This is a genomic window from Duganella sp. Dugasp78 (assembly GCF_059491455.1).
This window is the reverse complement of record NZ_CP168506.1, coordinates 5540062-5562470: the sequence shown is the minus strand read 5'-3', so window position 1 is coordinate 5562470 and position 22409 is coordinate 5540062. Positions and strand designations below refer to the sequence as shown.

The following is a 22409-nucleotide window of genomic DNA, read 5'->3' as shown; positions in this document are numbered from 1 at the left end:
TCAACATTGTTAAGGATAATGGTTCCAGTGCATTGCTTCCAGACGCAGTGCTCATCAACCAAGGATATCCATGCTGAACGAACGCGAGATTGAAAGCTGCTATCTGGGGCAATTCATTCCAGTCCACTACCATCACAATATGCTGATGGATCAAAACCGTATGCACGGCTTCAAGTCGGCCATCGACTACGCGGTCAAGCCCGGCGCGAAGGTGCTGGAGCTTGGCGGCGGCACCGGCGTGCTGTCGTGGTTCGCGGCGGCCAAGGCGGACAAGGTGTATTGCGTCGAGTTCAATCCCGACATGGTCAAGGAGGCCCGCAAGATGCTGGCCTTGAATCCCAACGGCGAAAAGGTCGAAGTGGTCCACGCTGACGCCTTCGAATACCTGCCTCCGGAGCCGGTCGATGTCGTCATTTGCGAGATGATTCACGTCGGCATGCTGCGCGAGAAGCAGGTGGAGGTGATCGAATCGTTCAAGCGCCGCTATACCGAGCGCTTCGGCGGACCGCTGCCGGTGTTCCTGCCGGAAGCCGTCATCATGGCGGTCCAGCCCCTCCAGCAGGAATACGACTTCGAAGGCTTCTACGCGCCCATCGTGCAGTTCCAGGAAACCAATGTGATTTATCCGGGCACCGTGGAAGTGGCGCAGCCGGCCGTGTACAGCATCATCGACTTCAACCAGCCGAATGATCTGACGTATACCTGGCAGGGCAAATTCGTGGTCGAGCGCAGCGGCGAGATCAATGCCATGCGCTTCGTCACCAAGAACATCCTGGCCGTGGTGGCCGAGCGTTCCACCACGATTGACTGGCTCAACCACTACATGACGCTGCCGCTGGCCAGCCCGGTCAAGGCGCGCGAAGGCGACGTGCTGCAGGTGAGTTTCCAGTACCGCGCCGGCGGCTCGATTCCATCGCTGCAAGCGTCGCTGCGCGCTGAAATCCTGTACGAAGCGGCGCTGCAACCGGCCAGCTACGTGCCGGCCTACGCTTAAAAAGCCCTTCACGCGGGTCGTTCTGAAGCGTATATTTCGTCTTTTGCAGAAAGAAATATATGGAAAAGAACGACCAGCGCTACCTCATCCAGCAGAACAAGATCGCAGACGGCGAGACCAAACCGCCGGTGTTTGCCAAAGTCATGCGCAGCAAGGACGGCGTCTTCGAGGGCGTGTCCTTCATCAAATCCAAAGAGAAGGCCACGGTGTTGACCATCGAGGAAGCCAATCAGGCGGTGGCGTGGGCGACCAACAAGAAGCCCAACGCCAAAGAGTACGTGACCAAGATTATCTGTGTTGGTCAGTAAGCCCCCCGCTAGTCTTAGCGCGTGTCGAAGGTCGCTTGTGCGGCCTTATCCAGATTGGGCGCGTTGGACGGCTTGCCGTTTTGCTGGCCGCTGAGGAAGTTGCGCGCATCCTGCAGGCCGGCGTTGTACTCCACATCCTGCATGACCATCGAATTGGCGATGGTCCATTCGCGGAACACCGTGCCTGAGGCCGGCTGCACCCGCATCTCCGCCAGCACCTCGGCCTGGCCGGCGCCCGCCGCCAGCTTGTCCAGCCAGATTTTCGCCCAAGCCCCGAGTTCCGGTTCGCGGATGTTATGCGCCATCAGCTTGAGGGCGTTGCGGGCCTGCGGCATCTCGCCGGCGTAGGCGTAGGCCAGCGCGGCTTGACGGGCCAGGGTGTTGACCTCGTGCGCGTTCTTCCAGCCGGTGATGGCCGCCTGCAGCGTGGCCTGGTCCGGCGTGGCGCTGGCTTTGAGCCCGGCCTGGTACAGCGCGGAGGCCGCCTCGGCCGATTTCGGGTCCAGCGTCAGCGCGCGGTTCAGGCTGGCGCGCGCCGCGTCCAGCTGGCTCAGGCGCAGCTGGGCCTGGCCCAGCAGATAAAACACTTCCGCGCCGGCATCCGGCTTGGCCGTCGCCGCGTTCAGGTAGGGCAGGGCGTCCTGGGGATTGCCCCAGTCGATCTGCGCGCGGCTGAGCACGCGCTGGGCGTAGGCGTTAGCCGGGTAGCGCGCGGCCGCCTCGGCGGTCCGGCGCAGCAGCGCCTCACCGGTCTTGCCATCCGGGCAGGACTTGAGCGCCGCCTCCGTCAGCACGAACTCGCCCGACGACGCCGGCAGGCTCTCGAAGTTCATCACGGCCGCTGGCAGCGTGGGGATGTGCACCGTCAGCACCAACTGCTTTTGCAGCCGGTAGCGCCACAGCGTGGTGCTCAGATCGTTCACCTTGAGGCCGTACGCCTGCTCGAAGGCCTCGGTGATCGGCACGTCGCGGTAGACCGCGCTCAGGTAGTCGACCATGCGCTTGCGGTTGTCGTCGGTCGACAGCATGTAGTTGGTCAGCAGCCAGGAGCGGGCGGCGAACTCCAGCCGGATGCCCGCGGTGGAGGCGTAGTTCTGGCCGCGCGAGTCGTTCTGCTCCAGCACGTCCTTGTAGTCGAGGCTGTGGCGGCGGCCGCTTTCCACGAAGTTCAGGTAGCGTCCCATATTGACCGGCGTGCGCCCGACCACCATCTCGGTATCGGTGAAGCGCACGCTGGCGAAGTAATGCGCCATGCCGTCGATGAAGGAGATCGGCGCGCGGATGTCGGTGTAGCGGTACAGGAAGTGGCGGGTGTAGGCTTCGTACAGCGCGGACAGGCCTTCCTGGTCGTCAGGGCTGAGCAGCACGCCATAACCTTGCACGCCGGCGCTGCAGCTGTTGTACAGGCCGATGGCATTGGCCGGCTGCCTGACGCCCAGCGGATTGAGCGCCACCGCGCCGTCGTGGTAGTAGAACGTCAGCTTCGGTTCGGCGCCGCTGGACTTGAGGAAGGGCTGGGTGTACAGCCGCAGCATGTAGTCAAGTTTCTCCAGCTGATTGAGCAGCAACGCCACCTGGCCGTTGCTGGTGTTCGAATACACCACCAGGTGCTGGCTCTCGACGCGGAACCACGGCGAGGCATGGCGCTGGCCGGCCACCGACACGCTGGGCGTGGTCTCAGGTTGCTGCTGGGCTTGCGCGTTCATCAAGGCGGAACTGCCGAGCAGGACCGCCGCATACCAAGGTTTGAGCATTATTTTTCCATTTATCCCATGAAAGTCGCGGTTGATCGCGGCTATGCGCAGCTGGTCGCACGGCAATTGCATCCGGCCGGCTACCTAAACTACAGTGGCATTATAGATAGTAATGACTTCGGGAGCATCGTATGCTGAGTTTTATTCTTTGGCTGGGCCTGCTTTTCCTGTGCTGGCCGCTGGCTTTGCTGGCGCTGGTGCTGTATCCGCTGTTCTGGCTGCTCACCTTGCCGTTCCGCCTGATCGGCATCGGCGTCGAGGGCGTGTTCGAGCTGCTGCGCGCCATCGTCCTGCTGCCGGCGCGCATCCTGCGCGGCTCGCCGGGCCGCTGATGTTCCCGCCGGCTCAGAAATCGACCAGGAAGCCGGCACCCAGCGACTTTTGCTTGTAGTTGTAGTCGATCAGGCTTTGGCCGTAGCCGTTGAACAATTGCAGGTAGCCCTTCAGGTTGGCGAGCACCGGGAAGGCCCAGCCGGCCTGCAGGGCGCCGCGTCCGTTGTTGAAGTTGTGGCGCGCCATCAGCGAGTATTCATGGCCGTCGCTGCGGTAGCTCAGGTTCAGGTCGCCATGTCCCATGTAGTCGACGATGTCGATGTTGTCGTTGTCCGAGCGGGCGTTATCCAGCCGCTTCCAGATGCGCAGTTGCGCGGCCAGCTTGCCGTGCTCGGCGCCCACCTCCGCATACACCCGGTTCCAGCTGCGCGACAGGGTCGAGGTCTGCCCGTTCGATTGGTGCACCAGGCCCAGCGTCAGGTAGCGGATATCGAGCGCGCTGCCCAGGCCCAGGTTCAGCGGCGTGGTCAGCATCAGTTCGGGCTGGTAGTTGGTCTCGCGGAAGGGGCTGGACGCGGCGCGGTTGTAGGCCTGCCAGTAGCTGTTCTGGGTGTAGCCGAACCACAGGTCGACCGGCGTCTTGAGGACCTGCTCGATCAGCTTCATCTTGAAACTGAGCTGGTAGGTCAGCTCGGTGTGCTGCGACTTGATGCCGGCCGGCGTGAAATCCTTGAAAGGCGCATCATTGGAGCTGGTGCTGTAATTGGCCAGCAGCAGATAGGTATCGCGGTGCGGACGGAAGTTGAACACGCCGCGCTTGGCCGAGCGGTCCAGCTCCCACCACTGCACCATGCGCGAGACGGCGTCTTCCGGCGGGATGGTGGTGATCGCGGCCACCTTCGGCGGCAGCACCGGCGCCACCGGCGGCTCGGCCGGCTGGGTGCTGGACGGCAGCGTCAGGGCAGCGGCCAGTTTGCTGACCTTGCCGGGGTCGGGCACGCCGACCGCGGCGCCGCCGGCGGCTTCGATTGCAGGGCCGGCCTTGGCCAGGCCGTCGTAGCAAGCCAGGCGGGCGCTGGCGTCGCCCAGCACGGAACAGCGTTCGATGCGCAGTTCCAGATCGGTGGCCGCAGGCGGCGTTGCGGACTGGGCTAAAGCCAGAGCAGGGCCCATGCCCAGGGACAGAAGCAGGGCGTGTTTCGATCGAACAGTCATGGAGAACTTTCAGTTAAACTTACTACCAAGCTTGCAACTTATTCTACAGCCTATATTAATTGCCGTTAGTCATGTCGCACGACAGGAAACCCATCCGTACTTGAAATTTGCAGGAAGCGCCGCACGTGAGACTTCCTGCATTCACACTGCATCAAGGAGAGAATGATGACCCGCAAGACCCCCATCGAGCGTTACCGCAACATTGGCATCAGCGCGCACATCGACGCTGGCAAGACCACGACCACGGAGCGCATCCTGTTTTATACCGGCGTCAACCACAAGATCGGCGAGGTGCACAACGGCGCCGCGACGATGGACTGGATGGAGCAGGAGCAGGAACGCGGGATCACCATCACCTCGGCCGCCACCACCGCCTTCTGGAAAGGCATGGCCGGCAATTTCGCCGAGCACCGCATCAACATCATCGACACGCCCGGTCACGTCGACTTCACCATCGAGGTCGAGCGGTCGATGCGCGTGCTGGACGGCGCCGTCATGGTGTATGACGCCGTGGGCGGCGTGCAGCCGCAGTCGGAAACCGTGTGGCGCCAGGCCAACAAGTACGCCGTGCCGCGCATCGCCTTCATCAACAAGATGGACCGCGTCGGCGCCGACTTCTTCCGCGTGCGCGAGCAGATCGCCTCGCGGCTGAAAGGCGTCGCCATTCCGATCCAGATCCCGCTGGGCGCCGAGGACAATTTCCACGGCGTGGTGGACCTGGTCAAGATGCGCGCGATTAACTGGGACGACGAGAGCCTGGGCGTCAAGTTCACCTACGAGGACATCCCCGCGCACCTACAGGCGCTGGCGCAGGAGTGGCACGACAAAATGGTCGAGGCCGCCGCTGAGGGCACGCCCGAGCTGCTGGAGAAATACCTGGACGGCGGCGTGCTGACCGAGGAGGAAATCAAGACCGGGCTGCGCCTGCGCACCATCCGCAACGAGATCGTGCCGATGCTGGCCGGCAGCGCCTTCAAGAACCGCGGCGTGCAGGCCATGCTGGACGCGGTGGTCGAGTACCTGCCGTCGCCGGTGGACGTGCCGGCGATTGCCGGCCACGACGAGGACGACAATCCGATCGAGCGCCATCCGACCGACAGCGATCCGTTCTCGGCGCTGGCGTTCAAGATCATGACCGATCCGTTCGTCGGCCAGTTGACCTTCTTCCGCGTGTATTCGGGCGTGGTCAATTCCGGCGACACGGTCTACAACCCGACCAAGAGCCAGAAGGAGCGCCTGGGCCGCATCCTGCAGATGCACGCCAACGAGCGCAAGGAGATCAAGGAAGTCTACGCCGGCGACATCGCGGCGGCGGTGGGCCTGAAGGGCGTGACCACTGGCGACACCTTGAGCTCGCCGGACCACGTGATCGTGCTGGAGAAGATGATCTTCCCGGAACCGGTGATCTCGCAGGCGGTCGAGCCGAAGACCAAGGCCGACCAGGAAAAGATGGGCATCGCCCTGAACCGGCTGGCGCAGGAAGACCCGTCGTTCCGCGTGCACACCGACGAGGAATCGGGCCAGACCATCATGTCCGGCATGGGCGAGCTGCACCTGGAAATCCTGGTGGACCGCATGCGGCGCGAGTTCAGCGTCGAGGCGACGGTGGGCAAGCCGCAGGTGGCGTACCGCGAAACCATCCAGCGCGCGGCCAGCGACGTCGAAGGCAAGTTCGTCAAGCAGTCCGGTGGACGCGGGCAGTACGGCCACGTGGTGCTGACGCTGGAGCCGCTGGAACCGGGCAAGGGCTACGAGTTCGTCGACGCCATCAAGGGCGGCGTGGTGCCGCGCGAGTTCATTCCGGCCGTCGACAAGGGCGTGCAGGAAACCCTGCGCAGCGGCGTGCTGGCCGGCTATCCGGTGGTCGACGTCAAGGTCACGCTGACCTTCGGCTCCTACCACGACGTCGACTCGAACGAGAACGCCTTCCGCATGGCCGGCTCGATGGCCTTCAAGGACGGCATGCGGCGTGCCGACCCGGTGCTGCTGGAGCCGATGATGCAGGTGGAAGTGGAAACGCCGGAAGAGTTCATGGGCAACGCCATGGGCGACCTGACGGCGCGGCGCGGCATGGTGCAGGGGATGGACGAGATTCCGGGCGGCGGCGGCAAGATCATCCGCGCGCTGGTGCCGCTGGCCGAGATGTTCGGCTACTCCACCACGCTACGTTCGCTGACGCAGGGCCGGGCCACGTACACGATGGAGTTCAAGCACTACGCGGCCGTGCCCAAGCACATCCTCGACCAGATCGCCGTCTCGTCCAAGGCGCGCCACTAAACCACGGGGGTCAAGTCTGACATTCGGACACGGCCTCTGCCGTAGCGGCTGCTACGGCAGAGGCCGTGTCCGAATGTCAGACTTGACCCCCACGCTTATTCGAAGACCTTCAGCTTGAGCTGGACGGAAATGGCGCCATAGAGCCGGTCCTTATAGGTCGGCACGATGGCGACATTGACGCCGACGCTCTTGTATTCGAAGCTGGCGGTGGGGATCGCCGCCAGGAACCAGCCGCCGTCGCGCATCTTGGGGTAGCCGCTGAAGCCGCCCGCCACCGCGCCCAGCCGCACCGGGCCGATCTTCCAGGGCTGGTAGTACAGGCCCACGTAATTCGAGTAGGCGCGGTCGCTGTTGTAGAAGCGGCCGGCCGTGACCGACGCCACCGTCGAGAAGCGGTATTCGCCGCCCAGGCCGGGATTGCTGTCATTCAGGCCCTTGTTGCGCTGAAAGTGGTAGGAGTAGAAACCGCCGTTCAGCCACACTTCCTTCAGCGGCGCCGCTTCGATGGTCTCGAAGGTGTCGGCCGCCGCCGCGCCGCACAGGCAGGCCACCAGCACCGCGCCGGCAATACGCAAACTTTTGATCATCCGAAGCTTTCTTCGTCAGGTTGAGGACGATGGATTATAGCGAAGGATTGCACTTGCCGGTCACAGCGCTGGCGGCGCCGTGACCGCGCCGGCGTCGATGTCGCGCACGTCGGCGGTCCCCAGCAGCGCCATGCATTCGCGCAGCCCGGCGTCGAGCAGCTCGATGGCACAGCGCACGCCGTCCTCGCCGCCAGCGGCCAGTCCGTACAGCCAGGCGCGTCCCGCCAGCGCCGCGCTGGCGCCGCGTCCCAGCGCCTTGACCAGGTCGGCGCCGGTGCGCACGCCGCTGTCCATATACACTTCCAGCGGACCGGCCGCCGCCGCCACCTCCGGCAGCACGGCGATCGCCGAGGGTGCGCCGTCGAGCTGGCGGCCGCCGTGGTTGGAGACGATGATGGCGTCGGCGCCCAGCGCGCCGGCCTGCCGCGCATCGTCCGCGTGCATCACGCCCTTGAGGATCAGCTTGCGCTGCCAGCACTGGCGCACCCAGCGCACCGCGTCGGCATCGAATCCCGGATCGAACTGCGATTTCACCCACGCCGACAACTGGTGCATGCCGCCGGCCCGGCGCACTTCGTCGGCCAGATTGCCGAGCGTGTAGCGGTGGCTGGCGGCCATGCGCAGCAGCCAGCCCGGATGGGACAGCAAATCCACCGCGTTGGCCAAGGACAGACGCGGCGGCACGCCCAGCCCGTGGTGGACGTCGGCCCAGCGGCTGCCCTGCACATGCAGGTCGAGCGTGAGCACCAGCGCCGCACAGCCGGCATCGTGCGCGCGCCGCAGCAGGCGTTCGGTGATGCCGCGGTCCTTCATCAGGTACAGCTGGAACCAGAAGGGCTGCGGGCTGGCCGCGGCCACCTCCTCGATCGAGCAGACCGACATCGTCGACAGGCAGAACGGCACGCCGCAGCGTGTGGCGGCGCGTGCGGCGGCGCATTCGCCATCGGGCCACAGCAGGCCCGCCAGCCCGGCCGGGGCCAGCGCCAGCGGCAGGCGGGCGTGACAACCCACCAGTTCGGCCTGCGTGCGCAGGTCGGCCACGTTGCGCAGCGTGTGCTGGCGCAGGACCAGCGCCTCCAGGTCGGTCCGGTTGCGCCGCAGCGTGAGCTGCTGTCCGGCGCCGCCGGCCACGTAGTCGTACAGCATGCGCGGCAGGCGCCGGCGCGCCTCTTGCTCAAGGTCGAAAATGCTGGCGATGGCGCGCATGCCGGGGCTCCTCGGGCAGGGATGGGTCATGGTCCGACCCGCACGCGGCCCGTTGGTTCCGCAACTGCCGCGATATGGCGACAGGCAAGGTAGCGCCGGACCGCGTCGAACTGTGAAAAGATCAATGCGCACATCCCATTCACTCACGCGGATAGCTCATGCCACAAACCTTTACGCCAGCGGGTGTCTTGCTGCTCAAAGCGGCGGCGTTGCTGGCCTGCGTGCTGGCGTTATGCGCGGTGGGCGCGGCGCGCTGGGCGATGGCGCCGGCCGCCGAACGCGGCGCCGCGCAGGACCAGCCCATCCCGTTCAGCCATCAGCACCACGTCGGCGAGGACGGCATCGATTGCCGCTTCTGCCACGCCACGGTCGAGCGCGCGGCCTTTGCCGGCATGCCGTCCACCCAGACCTGCCTGACCTGCCACTCGCAGCTGTTCCTCGACGCCGGCGTGCTGGCGCCGCTGCACGCCAGCGCCGCCAGCGGCCGGCCGATCGTCTGGCAGCGCGTGCACGACCTGCCGGACTTCGTCTACTTCGACCACCACATCCACGTCGGCAAAGGCGTGGCCTGCCAGGCCTGCCATGGTCGCGTCGACCGCATGCCGCTGATGCTGCGCCAGGCGCCGCTGGAGATGCAGTGGTGCCTGGGCTGCCACCGCGGTGGCGGCGGCCAGCTGCGACCGCTGTCCGAGGTCTACCAGATGGGCGAGCGCGCGCCGCTGTCGGCCGCCGAGCTGCGCCAGCTGCGCCGCCTGCTGCAGATCCAGGGCCGCGAACGGCTGCAGGACTGTTCGACCTGCCATCGGTGAACCCATGCCGGACTATCGCCGCATCCCCATCACCCCCGCGTCCGCAACCGGCGTCACGCGGCGCGACGCGCTGCGCTGGATGGCGGCGTCGGCCGCGCTGGCCGGTGCCGGCTGCAGCGGGCCGCCGGCCGAGTCCATCGTGCCGTGGGTGCGGATGCCCGAGCAGGTGGCGCCCGGCACGCCGCAGTTCTACGCCACGGCCTGGGAACGTGGCGGCGTGGCGCAGGGTGTGCTGGTCGAGAGCCACGACGGCCGCCCGACCAAGGTCGAAGGCAATCCCGCCCACCCGTCCGGCCTGGGCGCGACCGACGTCTTCGCGCAGGCCTCGATCCTGCAGCTGTGGGACCCGGACCGTTCGCAGGCGCTGCGCCGCGGCGATACCATCGCCGCCTGGGACGAGCTGCTGGCGGCGCTGGCCGCGCGCCGCGAGCAATGGCGCGCCGACGGCGGCGCCGGGTTGCGCATCCTCAGCGGCAATGTCGGCTCGCCCACGCTGCAGGCGCAGCTGGCGCGACTGCTGGCGCGCTATCCGCAGGCGCGCTGGATCTGCCACGACCCGTTGCACGACGAGACCGCCGCCGACGCGGCGCAGCTGGCGTTCGGCCGGCCGCTGGACGTGCTGCCGCACTTGGCCGCTGCGCGCTTCATGCTGTGCCTGGACGCCGATCCGCTCGGCGCCGGCCCCGCTTGCGTGGCGGCCGCGCGCGGCTGGGCGCAGGCGCGCGAAGGCCGGCCGCGCCTGGTGGTGGCCGAGCCCACGCCCAGCCTGACGGGCGCCGCCGCCAACGAACGCTGGACGCTGGCGCCGGCCGCCATCGAGCAGGCGCTGGCGCGCATCGCCGCCCGCTTCGGCGTCTGCCCGGCGCCGGGCGGGACGATGCAGGCGTGGGAGCAGGAGAGCGCGCAGGCGTTGGCGGCGCAGCGCGGGCAGGCATTAGTGCTGGCTGGCGGCGCGCTGTCGGCGCCGGCGCGTGCGCTGGCGCTGGCGTTGAATGTCCGGCTGGGCAATGTCGGCCATACGCTGGACCTGATCGCGCCGGTCTGCGCCCAGCCGCTGGGCCGGCGGGCGGCGCTGGCGCAGCTGGTGGCCGAGATGGCGGCTGGACAAGTCGACACGCTGCTGGTGCTGGGGGCGAATCCGGTCTACGACGCTCCCGGCGGCAGCGCGTTGGCCGAGGCGCTGGCGGCGGTGCCGTTGTCCATCCACTGCGGCCTGTACCGCGACGAGACGGCGCGCGCCTGCCAGTGGCATGTGCCGGCCGCGCATGCCTATGAACAGTGGAGCGACGCGCGCGGCCACGACGGCACGGCCAGCATCGTGCAGCCGCTGTTGGCGCCGTTGTACGGCGGTCGCTCGCCGCATAGCTTACTGGCATTGCTGGCCGAAGGTAGCGAGCAGCCGGCCCACGCGCTGGTGCGCGCGCACTGGCAGGGCAACCGCCAGGCCGGTGCGGACTTCGAACACTGGTGGACCGATGCCTTGCAGCGTGGCCTGATCGAAGGCAGCGCGCATGCGCGGCAGCGGGTGCGCGCGCCAGCCACGCTGCCGCTGCTGCCACCGTTGGGTGTGGCATTGCCGCCACGGTTGCGCGTGCCGCCGGCGCCGGCCGCGCTGACGCCGCTGTTCCGCGCCGACCCGTCCGCCGGCGCCGGCGAGTTCGCCAACAGCGGCTGGCTGCAGGAGCTGCCGCGCCCGCTGACCGGGCTGACCTGGGACAACGCCGCGCTGCTCAGCGCCGCCACCGCCGCAGCGCACGGTGTGACCAGCGGCGACGTGGTGCTGTTGCGAGCCGGGACCGGCCCAGAGGTGGCGGCTCCGGTGTGGGTGATGCCGGCGCAGGCGGACGGCTGCATCACGCTGCCGCTGGGCTATGGACGGCGCGCTGCAGGCCGGGTCGGCGACGGTGTCGGCTTCGACGCCTGCCCGCTGATGGCCGCCGCCGACGACGCGCCGCTGACCATGCGCGCAGCCGGCCGCCGCCACAGCTTTGCCCGCATCCAGACCCAGACCGACGCGCTGGGCCGCGCACCGGTGCGCAGCGGGTCGCAGCTGGCGCAGCAGGGCGCTGCGCCATCGCTGTACCCGCCGGTGCGTTACGACAGCTACCGCTGGGGCATGAGCATCGACCTCGATGCCTGCACCGGTTGCGGCGTCTGCACCATCGCCTGCCAGGCGGAGAACAACATTCCGGTGGTCGGCAAGGACGAGGTGGCGCGCGGCCGCGCCATGCATTGGATACGCGTCGACCGCTATGACAGCGCCGCGCGCAGCGTCTTCCAGCCCGTGCCGTGCATGCATTGCGAGAACGCGCCGTGCGAGGAGGTGTGTCCGGTGGGCGCCGCCGTGCACGACAGCGAAGGCTTGAACGTGCAGGTCTACAACCGCTGCGTCGGCACGCGCTTTTGCTCCAACAATTGTCCGTACAAGGTACGCCGCTTCAACTTCCTGCAATACAGCGGCGCCGACTGGCCGCTGCTGCGCGAAGGCCGCAATCCCGAGGTCACGGTGCGCCGGCGCGGCGTGATGGAGAAGTGCACCTACTGCCTGCAGCGCATCACCCGCGCACGGCTGGACGCGGAACTGCTGGGCCGGCGCGTGCGCGACGGCGAGGTGGTCACCGCCTGCGAGGCGGCTTGTCCCAGCGCCGCCATCGTGTTCGGCGACCTGGCCGATCCGGCCAGCCGGGTCAGCACTGCCCGCCGCAGCGAACGCGCCTACCTGCTGCTCGACGAGCTCAACACGCGTCCGCGCACCGCCTACCTGACGCGGCGCGGCGACCGGGAGGACGCATGAACGGCGCCGGCCAGCCGCCAACCGGCGCGCCTGCTGTCTCGGCCGGCTCGCCCGAGCTGGCCGCCGGCTGGGGCTACGGCGCCGTCACCGACAAGATCGCCGGCATCGTGCTGGCGGCGCCGCCCGGCCGGCGCTGGTGGCTGGCCTTCCTGCTGACGCTGGCCGGCGCGCTGGCCTTCTTCGGCGCCACGGCCTGGCTGTTCGCGCGCGGGGTCGGCATCTGGGGCGTCAACATCCCGGTGGCGTGGGGCTTCGCCATCGCCAACTTCGTCTGGTGGATCGGCATCGGCCACGCCGGCACCTTCATCTCGGCGGTGCTGCTGTTGCTGCGCCAGCGCAGGCGCACCTCGATCAACCGCTACGCCGAAGCGATGACGCTGTTCGCCGCCGGCATCGCCGGCATCTTCCCCATCCTGCACCTGGGACGGCCGTGGTTTTTCTACTGGCTGGTGCCGTACCCGGACGTCATGCAGCTGTGGCCGCAGTGGCGCAGCCCGCTGGTGTGGGACTTGTTCGCCATCAGCACCTATCTGCTGGTGTCGCTGCTGTTCTGGTACGTCGGCCTGATCCCGGACCTGGCCACGCTGCGCGACCGCGCGGCCACGCGCCCGCAGTGGCGCGGCCGCCAGCTGGCATACGGCCTGCTGGCATTGGGCTGGCGCGGCGAGGCGCGCCACTGGGCCGCCTACGAATCGGCCTATCTGCTGCTGGCCGGGCTGGCCACGCCGCTGGTGGTGTCGGTGCATACCATCGTCTCGCTCGATTTCGCGGTCGGCAACACGCCGGGCTACCATTCGACCATCTTCCCGCCGTACTTCGTGGCCGGCGCGCTGTTCTCCGGCTTCGCCATGGTGCTGACGCTGGCGCTGCCGCTGCGCCACGCCTTCGGCCTGCACGATTTCATCACCGCCCGCCATCTCGATTATGCGGCGCGCATTTTGCTGGCCACCAGCTGGCTGGTGGCCTATGGCTACCTGGCTGAAGTGTTCACCGCGTTCTACAGCGGCGACCGCTACGAGCAATTCATGACCGTCAACCGCTGGGTGGGGCCCTACGCGCCCGCGTACTGGACCATGCTGGCCTGTAACGTCGGCCTGCCGCAGCTGCTGTGGCACCGGCGCGCGCGCGCCAGCGTCGGCCTGCTGCTGGCGCTCAGCCTGGCCATCAACGCCGGCATGTGGATGGAGCGCATGCTGATCGTCGTCTCCAGCCTGCACCGCGACTTCCTGCCGTCGGCCTGGGGCATGTTCTATCCGACAGGATGGGACTGGATTATGCTATTGGGCTCGATATGCCTGTTCGCCTGGCTGTTCCTTGTGTTCGTGCGGCTGCTGCCGGCCATCTCGATGGCCGAGATGCGCAAGCTGATACGGGAGGAGGCATGAGCGCCGCGCTGTACGGCCTGCTGGCCGAATTCGCCGACGCCGATAGCCTGCTGGCCGCCTGCGCGCAGGCCCGCGCGGCCGGGCTGGGCCGGCTGGAAGCGTATGCGCCGTTCGCGCTGGACGGCTTGGCCGATGCGGTGGGCGCGCCGCCGCCCCGAGTCGCGCCGTGGACGCTGGCCGGCGGCGTGGGCGGCGCCGCGCTGGCCTACGGCTTGCAATGGTATGCGGCCGTGGTCAGCTACCCGATCAACGTTGGCGGCCGTCCGCTTAACAGCTGGCCCGCCTTCCTGCCGATCACGTTCGAGCTGGCCATGCTGGGCGCGGCCATCGCGGCGGTGGTGGCGATGCTGTGGCAGAACGGCTTGCCACGCCTGGTGCATCCGCTGTTCGGCGTGCCCGCTTTCGACCTGGCCAGCCGCAGCCGCTTCTATCTGTGCGTGCGGGCGCCATGCGATCCGGCGCGGTGCCGTGCTGTGCTGGCCCCGCTGGCGCCGCTGCTGGTGTGCGAGGTGCCGCTGTGAGCGCGCGCAGCGCATGGGCGGCCTTGCTGAGCGTGACGCTGTTGGCGGGCTGCGAGCCCGCGCGGCAGGACATGTACGACCAGCCCAAGGCCAAGCCGCTGGCAAGCAGCAGCCTGTTTGCCGACGGCACGGTGGCACGTACGCCGCCGGCGGGCGTGGTGGTGCATGCGGCCGGGGCATTCGCCGCCACCAGCAGCGGGCGGGTCGGCGAGGCCACGGCGCAGGCCGACCGCGCCGCGCGCGAAGCGCCGGCGCAGCCGTATCCCTTGACGGCAGCGTTGCTGGCGCGCGGCCGCGGGCGCTACGACATCTATTGCGCCGCCTGCCACAGCGTCAGCGGCGACGGCGATGGCTGGGTGGTGCGGCGCGGCTTCCCGGCACCGCCCAGCTACCACCTGGCGCGCCTGCGCACCGCCAGCGACCGCCATCTGTACGAGGTGATCACCAACGGCTACGGCATCATGTACCCGTTCGCCGACAAGGTGGAGGCGGCGGACCGCTGGGCCATCGTGGCCTACATCCGCGCGCTGCAATTGAGCCAGCACGCGCCGGCCGCCGAGCTGCCGCCGGCGTTGCGCGCGCGCTTGCCAGCGTGGCCGCCGGCGCAGTTGCCGACGCAGCCGGCGGCGCGGCGGCCGACACAATCGCCGGTGCGGGAGGGGCCATTATGAACGACGCGTCGCCACTCGCTTCGGCGCCTGATCCGGCCGAGGCCGGCCTGCCGCAGCCGCCCGGCTGGCGCGCCGACGTTCCGCCTGTGGTGGCCGGCGTGGCAGCGGCGCTGCTGGGCGTGGCCGGCTGGCGGCTGGCGCCGCAGGCTTTCCTGGCCGCCTGGCTGGCCGCCTGGTGGTGCTGGTTGGGCTGGGTGTTGGGCGGACTGGCCAACGTCTGGCTGCACAATCTGACCGGCGGTGCCTGGGGCGAGGCGATCCGCGCGCCCCTGCTGGCGCGCGGGCGGCGGCTGTGGCGCCACGCCGTGCTGTTCGCGCCCGTGCTGGCCGGCTTGCCGGTGCTGTATCCCTGGGCCGCGCCCGGCGAAGGCGCGTGGGCCGCTGCACTGGCGTCGCCGACGTTCAAGGTTGCGTGGCTGACACCGGCAAGCGTTGAAGCGCGCGCCGTCGCCTGCCTGTCGCTGTGGAGCGCGCTGGGCCGGGCCAGCAGCCGGCCGGCGCTGGCGCGTTCGCGCGGCTACGCGGCGGCGGCGCTGCTGCTGTTCGGCCTGAGCGTGAGCGTGGCGGCGGTCGACTGGATCATGTCGCTGCTGCCGCTGTGGTATTCCAGCGTGTTCGGCCTGCTGGCCGCCACGGTGCAGATGTTGGGCGGCATGGCGCTGGCGATCGCCGGCTGCACCCGGCGTACGCCGCCGCTGCCGGCACCGCTGCTGGGCGATCTGGCCAATCTGCTGCTGATGTACGTGCTGGGTTGGGCCTACCTGGAGTACATGCAGTTCCTGATCATCTGGGCCGCCAACCTGCCGCACGAAATCATCTGGTATGTGCTGCGCGATACGTACGGCGGACGCGCGCTGGCCTGGATGCTGGCGGGATTGCTGCTGGCGGTGCCGGCGCTGGTGCTGTTGCGGCGTCCGCTCAAGCGCTCGCCGCGCGCGCTCGGCGCTGTGGCCGCGCTGGTGTTGGGGATGACGTTGGTGCATGCGTGGTGGCTGGTGCTGCCATCGCTGACGCTGCCGTGGCGCGCATGGTGTGTCGGACTGCCGCTGGGCAGCCTGTCGCTGGCGGCGGCGGTATGGGCGACACAAATCGGAAAGGCAGGACCGGACGATGCCTGAGCGCGACGACATCGACCTCCAAGGCGTGCGCCGGGCCGCGCTGGCCTTGCTGTTCGCGCTGCTGGCGTCGGTGCTGCTGGCCGGGCTGGCGTGGTGCACCTGGCGTCCGCGCGAGCCGGCCGTGCCACCAGCGCCGGCCGCTCCCGCGCCGCAATTGCAGAGCGACCCGCGCGCCGACCTGCAGCGGTATCAGGCCGGGAAGCAGGCGCAGTTGCAGCGGCTCAGCTGGTCCGCCACCGAGCCGGGCATCGCCGTGATCCCGCTCGACGAAGCCATGCGGTTGCTGGTCGAGCGCGATGCGGCAAGCAGGAGACATCCATGAAGCGGCAGCCATTGGCGGCGCGCCGCGTTCGCCCGGCATCTATGCGTTCCATGCTGAGCTGCGCGCTGGTGGCGTGGCCGGTGCTGGTCGCGTCGGCGAACGCCCGCTTCAGCGCCGGGGCGCCGGCTACGCAGGCGACTGCGCAGGCGGCCGCGCCATCGCCCGGTTGGACGCGGCATCCGGGCGCGCCGCTGCCGCCCGGGCTGCCGCTGCGCGCCGCCGACGGCCATGCGGTCCGGCTGGGCGACTATTTCGGTTCCGGTCCGGTGGCGCTGGTGTTCGGCTACTACCGCTGCCGCAACGTCTGCAGCGTGGCGTTCGACGCGGCGTTACAGGCGCTGCTGTTGAGCGGCGCTCAGGGCTGCCGTTATCTCGGCGTCAGCATCGATCCGCAGGACGGCCCGGATACCGCCATACCGCGCCAAAGCCGCTACCGGGCACTGGCGGCCGGTACGCCGGTCGATCTGCTGACCGGCGCGGCCGAACCGCTGCGGACGCTGGCCGCCGCAGCCGGCTTCGGCTACCGCTACGACAGCGTGAGCGCGCAATACGAGCACGCGGTCGGCATGCTGATCCTGACGCCGTCCGGCCGCATCGCCCAATACCTGCCGGGCCTGCGCTACGACCCGCCGGCGCTGCGAGCGGCGCTCGCGCACGCGGCAGCGGGCGAGGGCAGGAATGCGAGCGAAGCAGGCGAGGCGAACGGAAACGGCTATGCGGGCGAAGGCGGCAAAGCGGGCGCGATCTCCGTGCTGCCGGCCGAGGTGCTGCTGTCCTGCTTTGGCGGCATGCCGGCCGGGCGCCACAGCGGCGCAGCCCTGCTGGCGGTGCGCCTGGCCGCACTGGGCGCGCTGGCCGTACTGGCCGCGTTCGCAATGGCGCGGCTGCGGGCACAACGCGCCGCCGGTAGGAGCCGGCCATGAATCCGCTGTTCGAATGGCTGCCGGTCGCCGCCTCCAGCAACGCGCGGCGGGTGGACTGGCTGTTCCTCGCGCTGACAACGCTGTGCGGGCTGGTCGTGCTGGTGCTGGCCGTGCTGATGGTGACGCTGTGCGTGCGCTACCGGCGCGGCTCGCCGGCCGACCGCCGCCAGGTGCCGCTGCAGGCACGGCTGGTCGAAGTGGCGTGGACCGTGGTGCCGCTGCTGCTGTTCGTGGGCCTGTGTGGCTGGGGCGCGTGGGACTACCTGCAGCAGAAGCGCTGGCCGGCCGACGCCATGCCGGTCTTCGTGGTCGGCAAACAATGGATGTGGACCCTGCAGCACCGCAACGGCCGGCGCGAGATCGGCGAACTGCATGTGCCGGCCGGCCAGCCGGTGCGGCTGGTGCTGACCTCGCAGGACGTGATCCACAGCTTCTATGTGCCGGCCTTCCGCCTCAAGCAGGACGCCGTGCCCGGCCGTTACACCGTGCTGGCGTTCACCGCCACCCGGCCCGGCGCCTACGAGCTGTTCTGCGCCGAATACTGCGGCACCGACCACGCCCGCATGGGCGGACGCGTGATCGTCATGCCGGAGGCGGCCTTCGCGCGCTGGCTGGCCGAAGGGCAGGGGACGCGGCCCGCGCTGGCCGCGCGCGGCCGCCAGCTGTTCGTCCGCCACGGCTGCGACGGCTGCCACGGCGCCGGCGCCACCGTGCGCGCGCCGCCGCTGGCCGGCGTGGCCGGCAGCCTGGTCACGCTGCAGGATGGCCGCCGCGTGCTGGCCGACGACAACTACCTGCGCGACGCCATGCTGCTGCCGGCCCGCGACGTGGTGGCCGGCTACGCGCCGGTGATGCCGTCCTACGCAGGCCAGCTCAGCGAGGAGGAGGTGCTGGCCATCATCGACTATCTGCGGGGAGGACAGGATGGACCAGTACGCTGAACCGGACTACGGCTACCTGGCCGCGGGCGCCAGCTGGCGCTCGTGGCTGCTCACGCACGACCACAAGCGCATCGCCGTGCTGTACGCGCTGGGCATCACGGCCTTCTTCTTCCTCGGCGGCGCGGCGGCGGCCATCATCCGGCTGACGCTGATGACGCCGGACGGCGCCCTGGTCGGCGCCGCCACCTACGGCAAGCTGTTCACCGCGCACGGCGTGATCATGGTGTGGCTGTTCCTGATTCCATCCATCCCCTCGGTGCTCGGCAACTTCCTGCTGCCGCTGATGCTGGGCGCGCGCGACCTGGCCTTTCCGCGCCTGAACCTGGCCAGCTGGTACGCCTACATGGCCGGCGGCCTGCTGATCGTGGCCGCGCTGGCGGCCGGCGGCGTCGACACCGGCTGGACCTTCTACACGCCGTTCTCCACCATGTTCTCCAACACCCACGTGCTGCTGACGCTGGCCGGCGTGGCGCTGACCGGCGTGTCGTCGGTGATGAGCGGGATTAACTTCATCGTCACCGTGCACACGCTGCGCGCGCCCGGCATGGGCTGGTTCCGGCTGCCGCTGTTCGTGTGGGCGATCTACGCCACCAGCGTCATCCTGGTGCTGGCCACGCCGGTGCTGGCGATGACCTTGCTGCTGCTGGCCGCCGAGCGGCTGCTGGGCGTGGGCATCTTCGACCCGGCGCTGGGCGGCGATCCGCTGCTGTTCCAGCACCTGTTCTGGTTCTACTCGCATCCGGCGGTGTACATCATGGTGCTGCCGGCGATGGGCGTGGTCAGCGAGATCGTGCCGTGCTTCGCGCGCCGCCCGGTGTTCGGCTACCGCGCCATGGCCTACGCCATTGTCGCCATTGCCGGCGTCGGCTTCCTGGTGTGGGGCCACCACATGTTCGTCAGCGGCCAGTCGGCGTACGCCGGCATCGTGTTCTCGCTGCTGAGCTTTGTGGTGGCGATCCCGTCGGCGGTCAAGGTGTTCAACTGGACCGCCACGCTGTACAAGGGCGAGCTGAGCTTCCCGGCGCCGATGCTGTACGCGCTCGGCTTCATCGGCCTGTTCACGCTGGGCGGGCTCACCGGCCTGTTCCTGGCGTCGCTGGCGCTCGACGTGCACCTGACCGACACTTATTTCGTCGTCGCCCACTTCCACTACATCATGGTCGGCGGCGCCGTCACCGCCTACCTGGGCGGGCTGCACTTCTGGTGGCCCAAGCTGAGCGGACGGCAGTATCCCGAGCGCTGGAGCCGCGCCGCCGCCATCCTGATCTTCTTCGGCTTCAACCTGACCTTCTTCCCGCAGTTCCTGCTGGGCGTGCAGGGCATGCCGCGCCGCTACCACAGCTATGCGCCGCACTACCAGCTGCTGCACGTGCTGTCGTCGGCCGGCGCGGTGGTGCTGGCGGCGGCCTATTTGCTGCCGCTGGGCTACCTGGGCTGGTCGCTGCGCTACGGCGCCCGCGCCGCCGCCAACCCCTGGCAGGCCACCGGACTGGAATGGCAGGCCGCGTCGCCGCCGCCGTCCCACAACTTCGACAGCCCGCCCGCGGTGGGGGATCCGTATGACTACCCGGTCGACCGCCGCGCCTGATGCCGCGCCGGCCCGGCTGGGCGTGTGGCTGCTGCTGGCGTCCGAGCTGATGCTGTTCGCGCCGCTGATGCTGGCCTACGCCTACTGCCGCCTGCGCTACCCGGACGGCTTCGCGGCCGGCAGCCGGCTGACCGACTACGCACTGGGCACGCTCAACACGGCGCTGCTGCTCACCAGCAGCATGACCATGGCGCTGGCTGTCGGCGCCAGCCCGCGCGCCGCGCGCCCGCTGCTGGGCGTGACCGCGGCGTTCGGGCTGGCCTTCCTGGCGATCAAGGGCGTCGAGTACCGCCATGACTGGAACCAGGCGCTGGTGCCGGGCCAGCATTTCGGCGCGCATGGCCACGCCGTCGAGCTGTTCTTCCTGCTGTACTTCGGCATGACGCTGCTGCATGCGCTGCACCTGGCCGCCGGCATCGCGCTGCTGGCGTGGCTGGCCGCGCGTCCGCTGGACCGATGGCGCGCCCGCACGGTGGCGCCGGCCGGCCTGTACTGGCACTTCGTCGACCTGATGTGGATCTTCCTGTACCCGCTGCTGTACCTGGTGGGGCGGGCCGGAGCGGCGCCATGACGCCGCGCCGCTTGCTGCTGGTGTGGGCCGCGCTGCTGGCATTGCTGGCGTTGACGGCGGCCAGCGCGCTGCTGCCGCTGGGGCCGTGGAACAGCATACTCAACCTCGGCATCGCCGCCGCCAAGGCCGCGCTGGTGGCCGGAGCCTACATGGAGCTGCGGCTGGCGCACGCTGCGCCGCGCCTGGTGGCCGCGACCGGGCTGGCCACGCTGGCGCTGCTGCTGGCGCTCAGCGCGACCGACTACGCCACGCGCGCGCACTGGCCGGCGCCGTGGCAGCCGCCGCCGCATCTTCATCGGTAGCTGCCTCAGGGCGACGGCGGGAACCATTGCTGCCACACCTGGCGCGCGGTGGCGCGCACCATGGCCACCGATTCCGCGTCGCCCCGGATCAGCGCCGACAGATAAGCCCTGGCCTGGTCCAGCGTGACGTCCGGCGGCAGCGGCGGCACGTTGGGATCGACGACCATCTCCAGCAGGCAGGGACGGTCGGCCGACAGCGCCCGCTCCCAGGCCGGCGCGATCAGGTCGGGATGGTCGACCCGCACCGAGTCCAGTCCCAGCAGGGCCGCGTACTCGGCGTAGGGGAAGGCCGGCACGTCCTGCGACGGCGCGTAGCGCGGATCGCCGGCCATGGCGCGCTGTTCCCAGCTCACCTGGTTGAGGTCGCCGTTTTTCAGCACCATCACCACCAGCCGCGGATTGCGCCAGCGGCGCCAGTAGTGGGCGATGGTGATCAGGCCGTTCAAGCCGTTCATCTGCATGGCGCCGTCGCCCACCAGCGCGATGACGTCGCGCTCCGGGTGGGCGAACTTGGCGGCGATGGCGTAGGGCACCGCCGGCCCCATTGTCGCCAGCCCGCCCGACAGGCTGGCCTGCATGCCGCGCCGCAGCTTGAGGTCGCGCGCATACCAGTTGGCGGCCGAGCCGGAGTCGCAGGTCAGGATGCACTGGTCGGGCAGGCGCGGCGACAGTTCCCAGAACACCCGCTGCGGGTTGACCGGATCGGCGTCGACCAGCGCCCGGCCCTCGATCACGCGCCACCAGCGCGCCACGTTGCGTTCGATCTCCAGCTGCCAGCTGCGGTCGGCCTGGCGCTCGAGCAGCGGCAGCAGCGCCTGCAGCGTCAGGCGGGCGTCGCCGATCAGGTTGTATTCCATCGGGTAGCGCAGGCTGGTCATGCGCGGGTCGAGCTCGATCTGCACGCCGCGCGCCCGGCCCTCCGGCGGCAGGAACTCGGAATAGGGGAAGGACGAGCCCACCATCAGCAGGGTGTCGCAGCGCTCCATCATGTCGTGGCTGGGCTGGGTGCCCAGCAGGCCGATGCTGCCGGTCACGTAGGACAGGTCGTCCGGCACCGCGGCCTTGCCCAGCAGCGCCTTGGCGACGCCGGCGCCCAGCCGCTCGGCCACGGCGATCAGCTCGTCGGTGGCGTGCAGCGCGCCGGCGCCCGCCAGGATGGCCACGCGGCGGCCGGCGTTGAGGATCTGGGCCGCGTGCATCAGGTCGGCCGCGCCGGGCACCTGCGCCGTGCCGCTGGCGCCGATGCCGCTGTGGACCGTGCCATGCTCGCGCGGCGGCGCCTCGGCCGGCAGCTCCTGCAGGTCGTTCGGCAGGATCACGCAGGTCACGCAGCGGCGCGCGGTGGCGATGCGCAGCGCGCGGTCGATCACATGGCGTACCTGCGCCGGCTCGGTGGCGGTCTGCACGTACTCGTGGGCGACGTCCTTGAACAGCGCCGCCAGGTCGACCTCCTGCTGGTAGTCGCCGCCCAGCGCGGCGCGGCGCTGCTGGCCGACGATGGCCACCACCGGCTGGTGGTCCAGCCTGGCGTCGTACAGGCCGTTGAGCAGGTGGATGGCGCCGGGGCCGGAGGTGGCCAGGCAGACGCCGGTCTCGCCGGCAAACTTGGCGTGCGCCGTGGCCATGAAGGCCGCCAGCTCCTCGTGCCGGGACTGGATGAATTCGATCCGGTCCTGGCGGCCCAGCGCGCCGATCAGGCCGTTGATGCCGTCGCCCGGGTAGCCGAAGATGCGGCGCACGCCCCAGTCGGCCAAACGCTGTATGACAAAGTCGCCCACTGTGCCCATGATGTCACCTCGCTGTCGTTGAATGGCCGTTAGACCGGCGGCGCGCGTAAAGATGCGGCCCGG

Annotated in this window: 21 protein-coding genes; 16 read left to right on the top strand and 5 right to left on the bottom strand. The window is 69.3% G+C overall.

The features are described from left to right. Nucleotides 1-70 precede the first annotated feature (70 nt). Entirely contained in the window at nt 71-994 is a 924-nt protein-coding gene (locus ACEN9O_RS24635) for a class I SAM-dependent methyltransferase (protein WP_495614433.1), read from the top strand. 59 nt (nt 995-1053) lie between these two features. After that, nucleotides 1054-1302, top strand: coding sequence for a hypothetical protein (locus tag ACEN9O_RS24630; protein WP_495614432.1), 249 nt, complete (start codon nt 1054-1056; stop codon nt 1300-1302). Nucleotides 1303-1316: 14 nt separating this feature from the next. Here ACEN9O_RS24630 and ACEN9O_RS24625 read toward each other — a convergent pair whose 3' ends face one another. Further along, entirely contained in the window at nt 1317-3056 is a 1740-nt protein-coding gene (locus ACEN9O_RS24625) for a hypothetical protein (RefSeq protein ID WP_495614431.1), read from the bottom strand. 131 nt (nt 3057-3187) lie between these two features. On the opposite strand from ACEN9O_RS24625, the gene ACEN9O_RS24620 reads away from it, so the two are divergent. After that, entirely contained in the window at nt 3188-3388 is a 201-nt protein-coding gene (locus tag ACEN9O_RS24620; RefSeq protein WP_495614430.1) for a hypothetical protein, read from the top strand. 13 nt (nt 3389-3401) lie between these two features. On the opposite strand, the gene ACEN9O_RS24615 is transcribed toward ACEN9O_RS24620, so the two are convergent. Beyond that, on the bottom strand, nt 3402-4502 hold the full coding sequence (locus ACEN9O_RS24615; protein WP_495618535.1) for a phospholipase A: 1101 nt from the start codon (nt 4500-4502) through the stop codon (nt 3402-3404). 207 nt (nt 4503-4709) lie between these two features. Between ACEN9O_RS24615 and fusA the strand changes: the two genes are divergently transcribed. Further along, entirely contained in the window at nt 4710-6821 is a 2112-nt protein-coding gene (gene fusA, locus ACEN9O_RS24610; protein ID WP_495614429.1) for an elongation factor G, read from the top strand. 95 nt (nt 6822-6916) lie between these two features. On the opposite strand, the gene ACEN9O_RS24605 is transcribed toward fusA, so the two are convergent. Both ACEN9O_RS24605 and ACEN9O_RS24600 read right to left on the bottom strand, forming a co-directional pair. Further along, entirely contained in the window at nt 6917-7408 is a 492-nt protein-coding gene (locus tag ACEN9O_RS24605; RefSeq protein ID WP_495614428.1) for a hypothetical protein, read from the bottom strand. A gap of 60 nt (nt 7409-7468) precedes the next feature. Then, complete coding sequence (locus tag ACEN9O_RS24600; protein ID WP_495614427.1) at nt 7469-8614, bottom strand: alpha-hydroxy acid oxidase; 1146 nt, start codon at nt 8612-8614, stop codon at nt 7469-7471. 158 nt (nt 8615-8772) lie between these two features. On the opposite strand from ACEN9O_RS24600, the gene ACEN9O_RS24595 reads away from it, so the two are divergent. From ACEN9O_RS24595 to ACEN9O_RS24540, 12 genes are read left to right on the top strand one after another with little or no spacing between them, the layout of a single operon-like run. Then, nucleotides 8773-9423, top strand: coding sequence for a cytochrome c3 family protein (locus ACEN9O_RS24595; RefSeq protein WP_495614426.1), 651 nt, complete (start codon nt 8773-8775; stop codon nt 9421-9423). A gap of 4 nt (nt 9424-9427) precedes the next feature. After that, nucleotides 9428-12217 (top strand): 4Fe-4S dicluster domain-containing protein, encoded by a 2790-nt coding sequence (locus ACEN9O_RS24590; protein ID WP_495614425.1) that lies wholly within the window; start codon nt 9428-9430, stop codon nt 12215-12217. Further along, a complete protein-coding gene (gene nrfD, locus ACEN9O_RS24585; RefSeq protein ID WP_495614424.1) occupies nt 12214-13602 on the top strand; it encodes an NrfD/PsrC family molybdoenzyme membrane anchor subunit in 1389 nt (462 codons plus the stop codon). Before ACEN9O_RS24590 ends, nrfD begins: the two co-directional genes overlap by 4 nt. Next, nucleotides 13599-14123, top strand: coding sequence for a DUF3341 domain-containing protein (locus tag ACEN9O_RS24580; protein WP_495614423.1), 525 nt, complete (start codon nt 13599-13601; stop codon nt 14121-14123). The genes nrfD and ACEN9O_RS24580 overlap by 4 nt, the downstream gene beginning before the upstream one ends. After that, entirely contained in the window at nt 14120-14794 is a 675-nt protein-coding gene (locus tag ACEN9O_RS24575) for a c-type cytochrome (protein ID WP_495614422.1), read from the top strand. Before ACEN9O_RS24580 ends, ACEN9O_RS24575 begins: the two co-directional genes overlap by 4 nt. Then, nucleotides 14791-15912: a hypothetical protein gene (locus tag ACEN9O_RS24570; protein ID WP_495614421.1), complete on the top strand. Its 1122-nt coding sequence runs from the start codon at nt 14791-14793 to the stop codon at nt 15910-15912. The genes ACEN9O_RS24575 and ACEN9O_RS24570 overlap by 4 nt, the downstream gene beginning before the upstream one ends. Beyond that, nucleotides 15905-16234 (top strand): hypothetical protein, encoded by a 330-nt coding sequence (locus ACEN9O_RS24565; protein ID WP_495614420.1) that lies wholly within the window; start codon nt 15905-15907, stop codon nt 16232-16234. The genes ACEN9O_RS24570 and ACEN9O_RS24565 overlap by 8 nt, the downstream gene beginning before the upstream one ends. Further along, nucleotides 16231-17157: an SCO family protein gene (locus tag ACEN9O_RS24560; RefSeq protein WP_495614419.1), complete on the top strand. Its 927-nt coding sequence runs from the start codon at nt 16231-16233 to the stop codon at nt 17155-17157. The genes ACEN9O_RS24565 and ACEN9O_RS24560 overlap by 4 nt, the downstream gene beginning before the upstream one ends. Beyond that, a complete protein-coding gene (gene coxB, locus ACEN9O_RS24555; RefSeq protein ID WP_495614418.1) occupies nt 17154-18098 on the top strand; it encodes a cytochrome c oxidase subunit II in 945 nt (314 codons plus the stop codon). Before ACEN9O_RS24560 ends, coxB begins: the two co-directional genes overlap by 4 nt. After that, the gene (gene ctaD / locus ACEN9O_RS24550; protein WP_495614417.1) at nt 18082-19686 is read left to right on the top strand and encodes a cytochrome c oxidase subunit I; all 1605 of its coding nucleotides are present in this window, start codon (nt 18082-18084) and stop codon (nt 19684-19686) included. Before coxB ends, ctaD begins: the two co-directional genes overlap by 17 nt. Further along, the gene (locus tag ACEN9O_RS24545; protein ID WP_495614416.1) at nt 19658-20257 is read left to right on the top strand and encodes a cytochrome c oxidase subunit 3; all 600 of its coding nucleotides are present in this window, start codon (nt 19658-19660) and stop codon (nt 20255-20257) included. Before ctaD ends, ACEN9O_RS24545 begins: the two co-directional genes overlap by 29 nt. Next, nucleotides 20254-20559 (top strand): cytochrome C oxidase subunit IV family protein, encoded by a 306-nt coding sequence (locus tag ACEN9O_RS24540; protein ID WP_495614415.1) that lies wholly within the window; start codon nt 20254-20256, stop codon nt 20557-20559. Before ACEN9O_RS24545 ends, ACEN9O_RS24540 begins: the two co-directional genes overlap by 4 nt. A 5-nt stretch (nt 20560-20564) precedes the next feature. On the opposite strand, the gene ACEN9O_RS24535 is transcribed toward ACEN9O_RS24540, so the two are convergent. After that, nucleotides 20565-22346, bottom strand: a complete 1782-nt coding sequence (locus ACEN9O_RS24535; RefSeq protein WP_495614414.1) for a thiamine pyrophosphate-requiring protein — start codon at nt 22344-22346, stop codon at nt 20565-20567. Nucleotides 22347-22409: the final 63 nt, after the last annotated feature.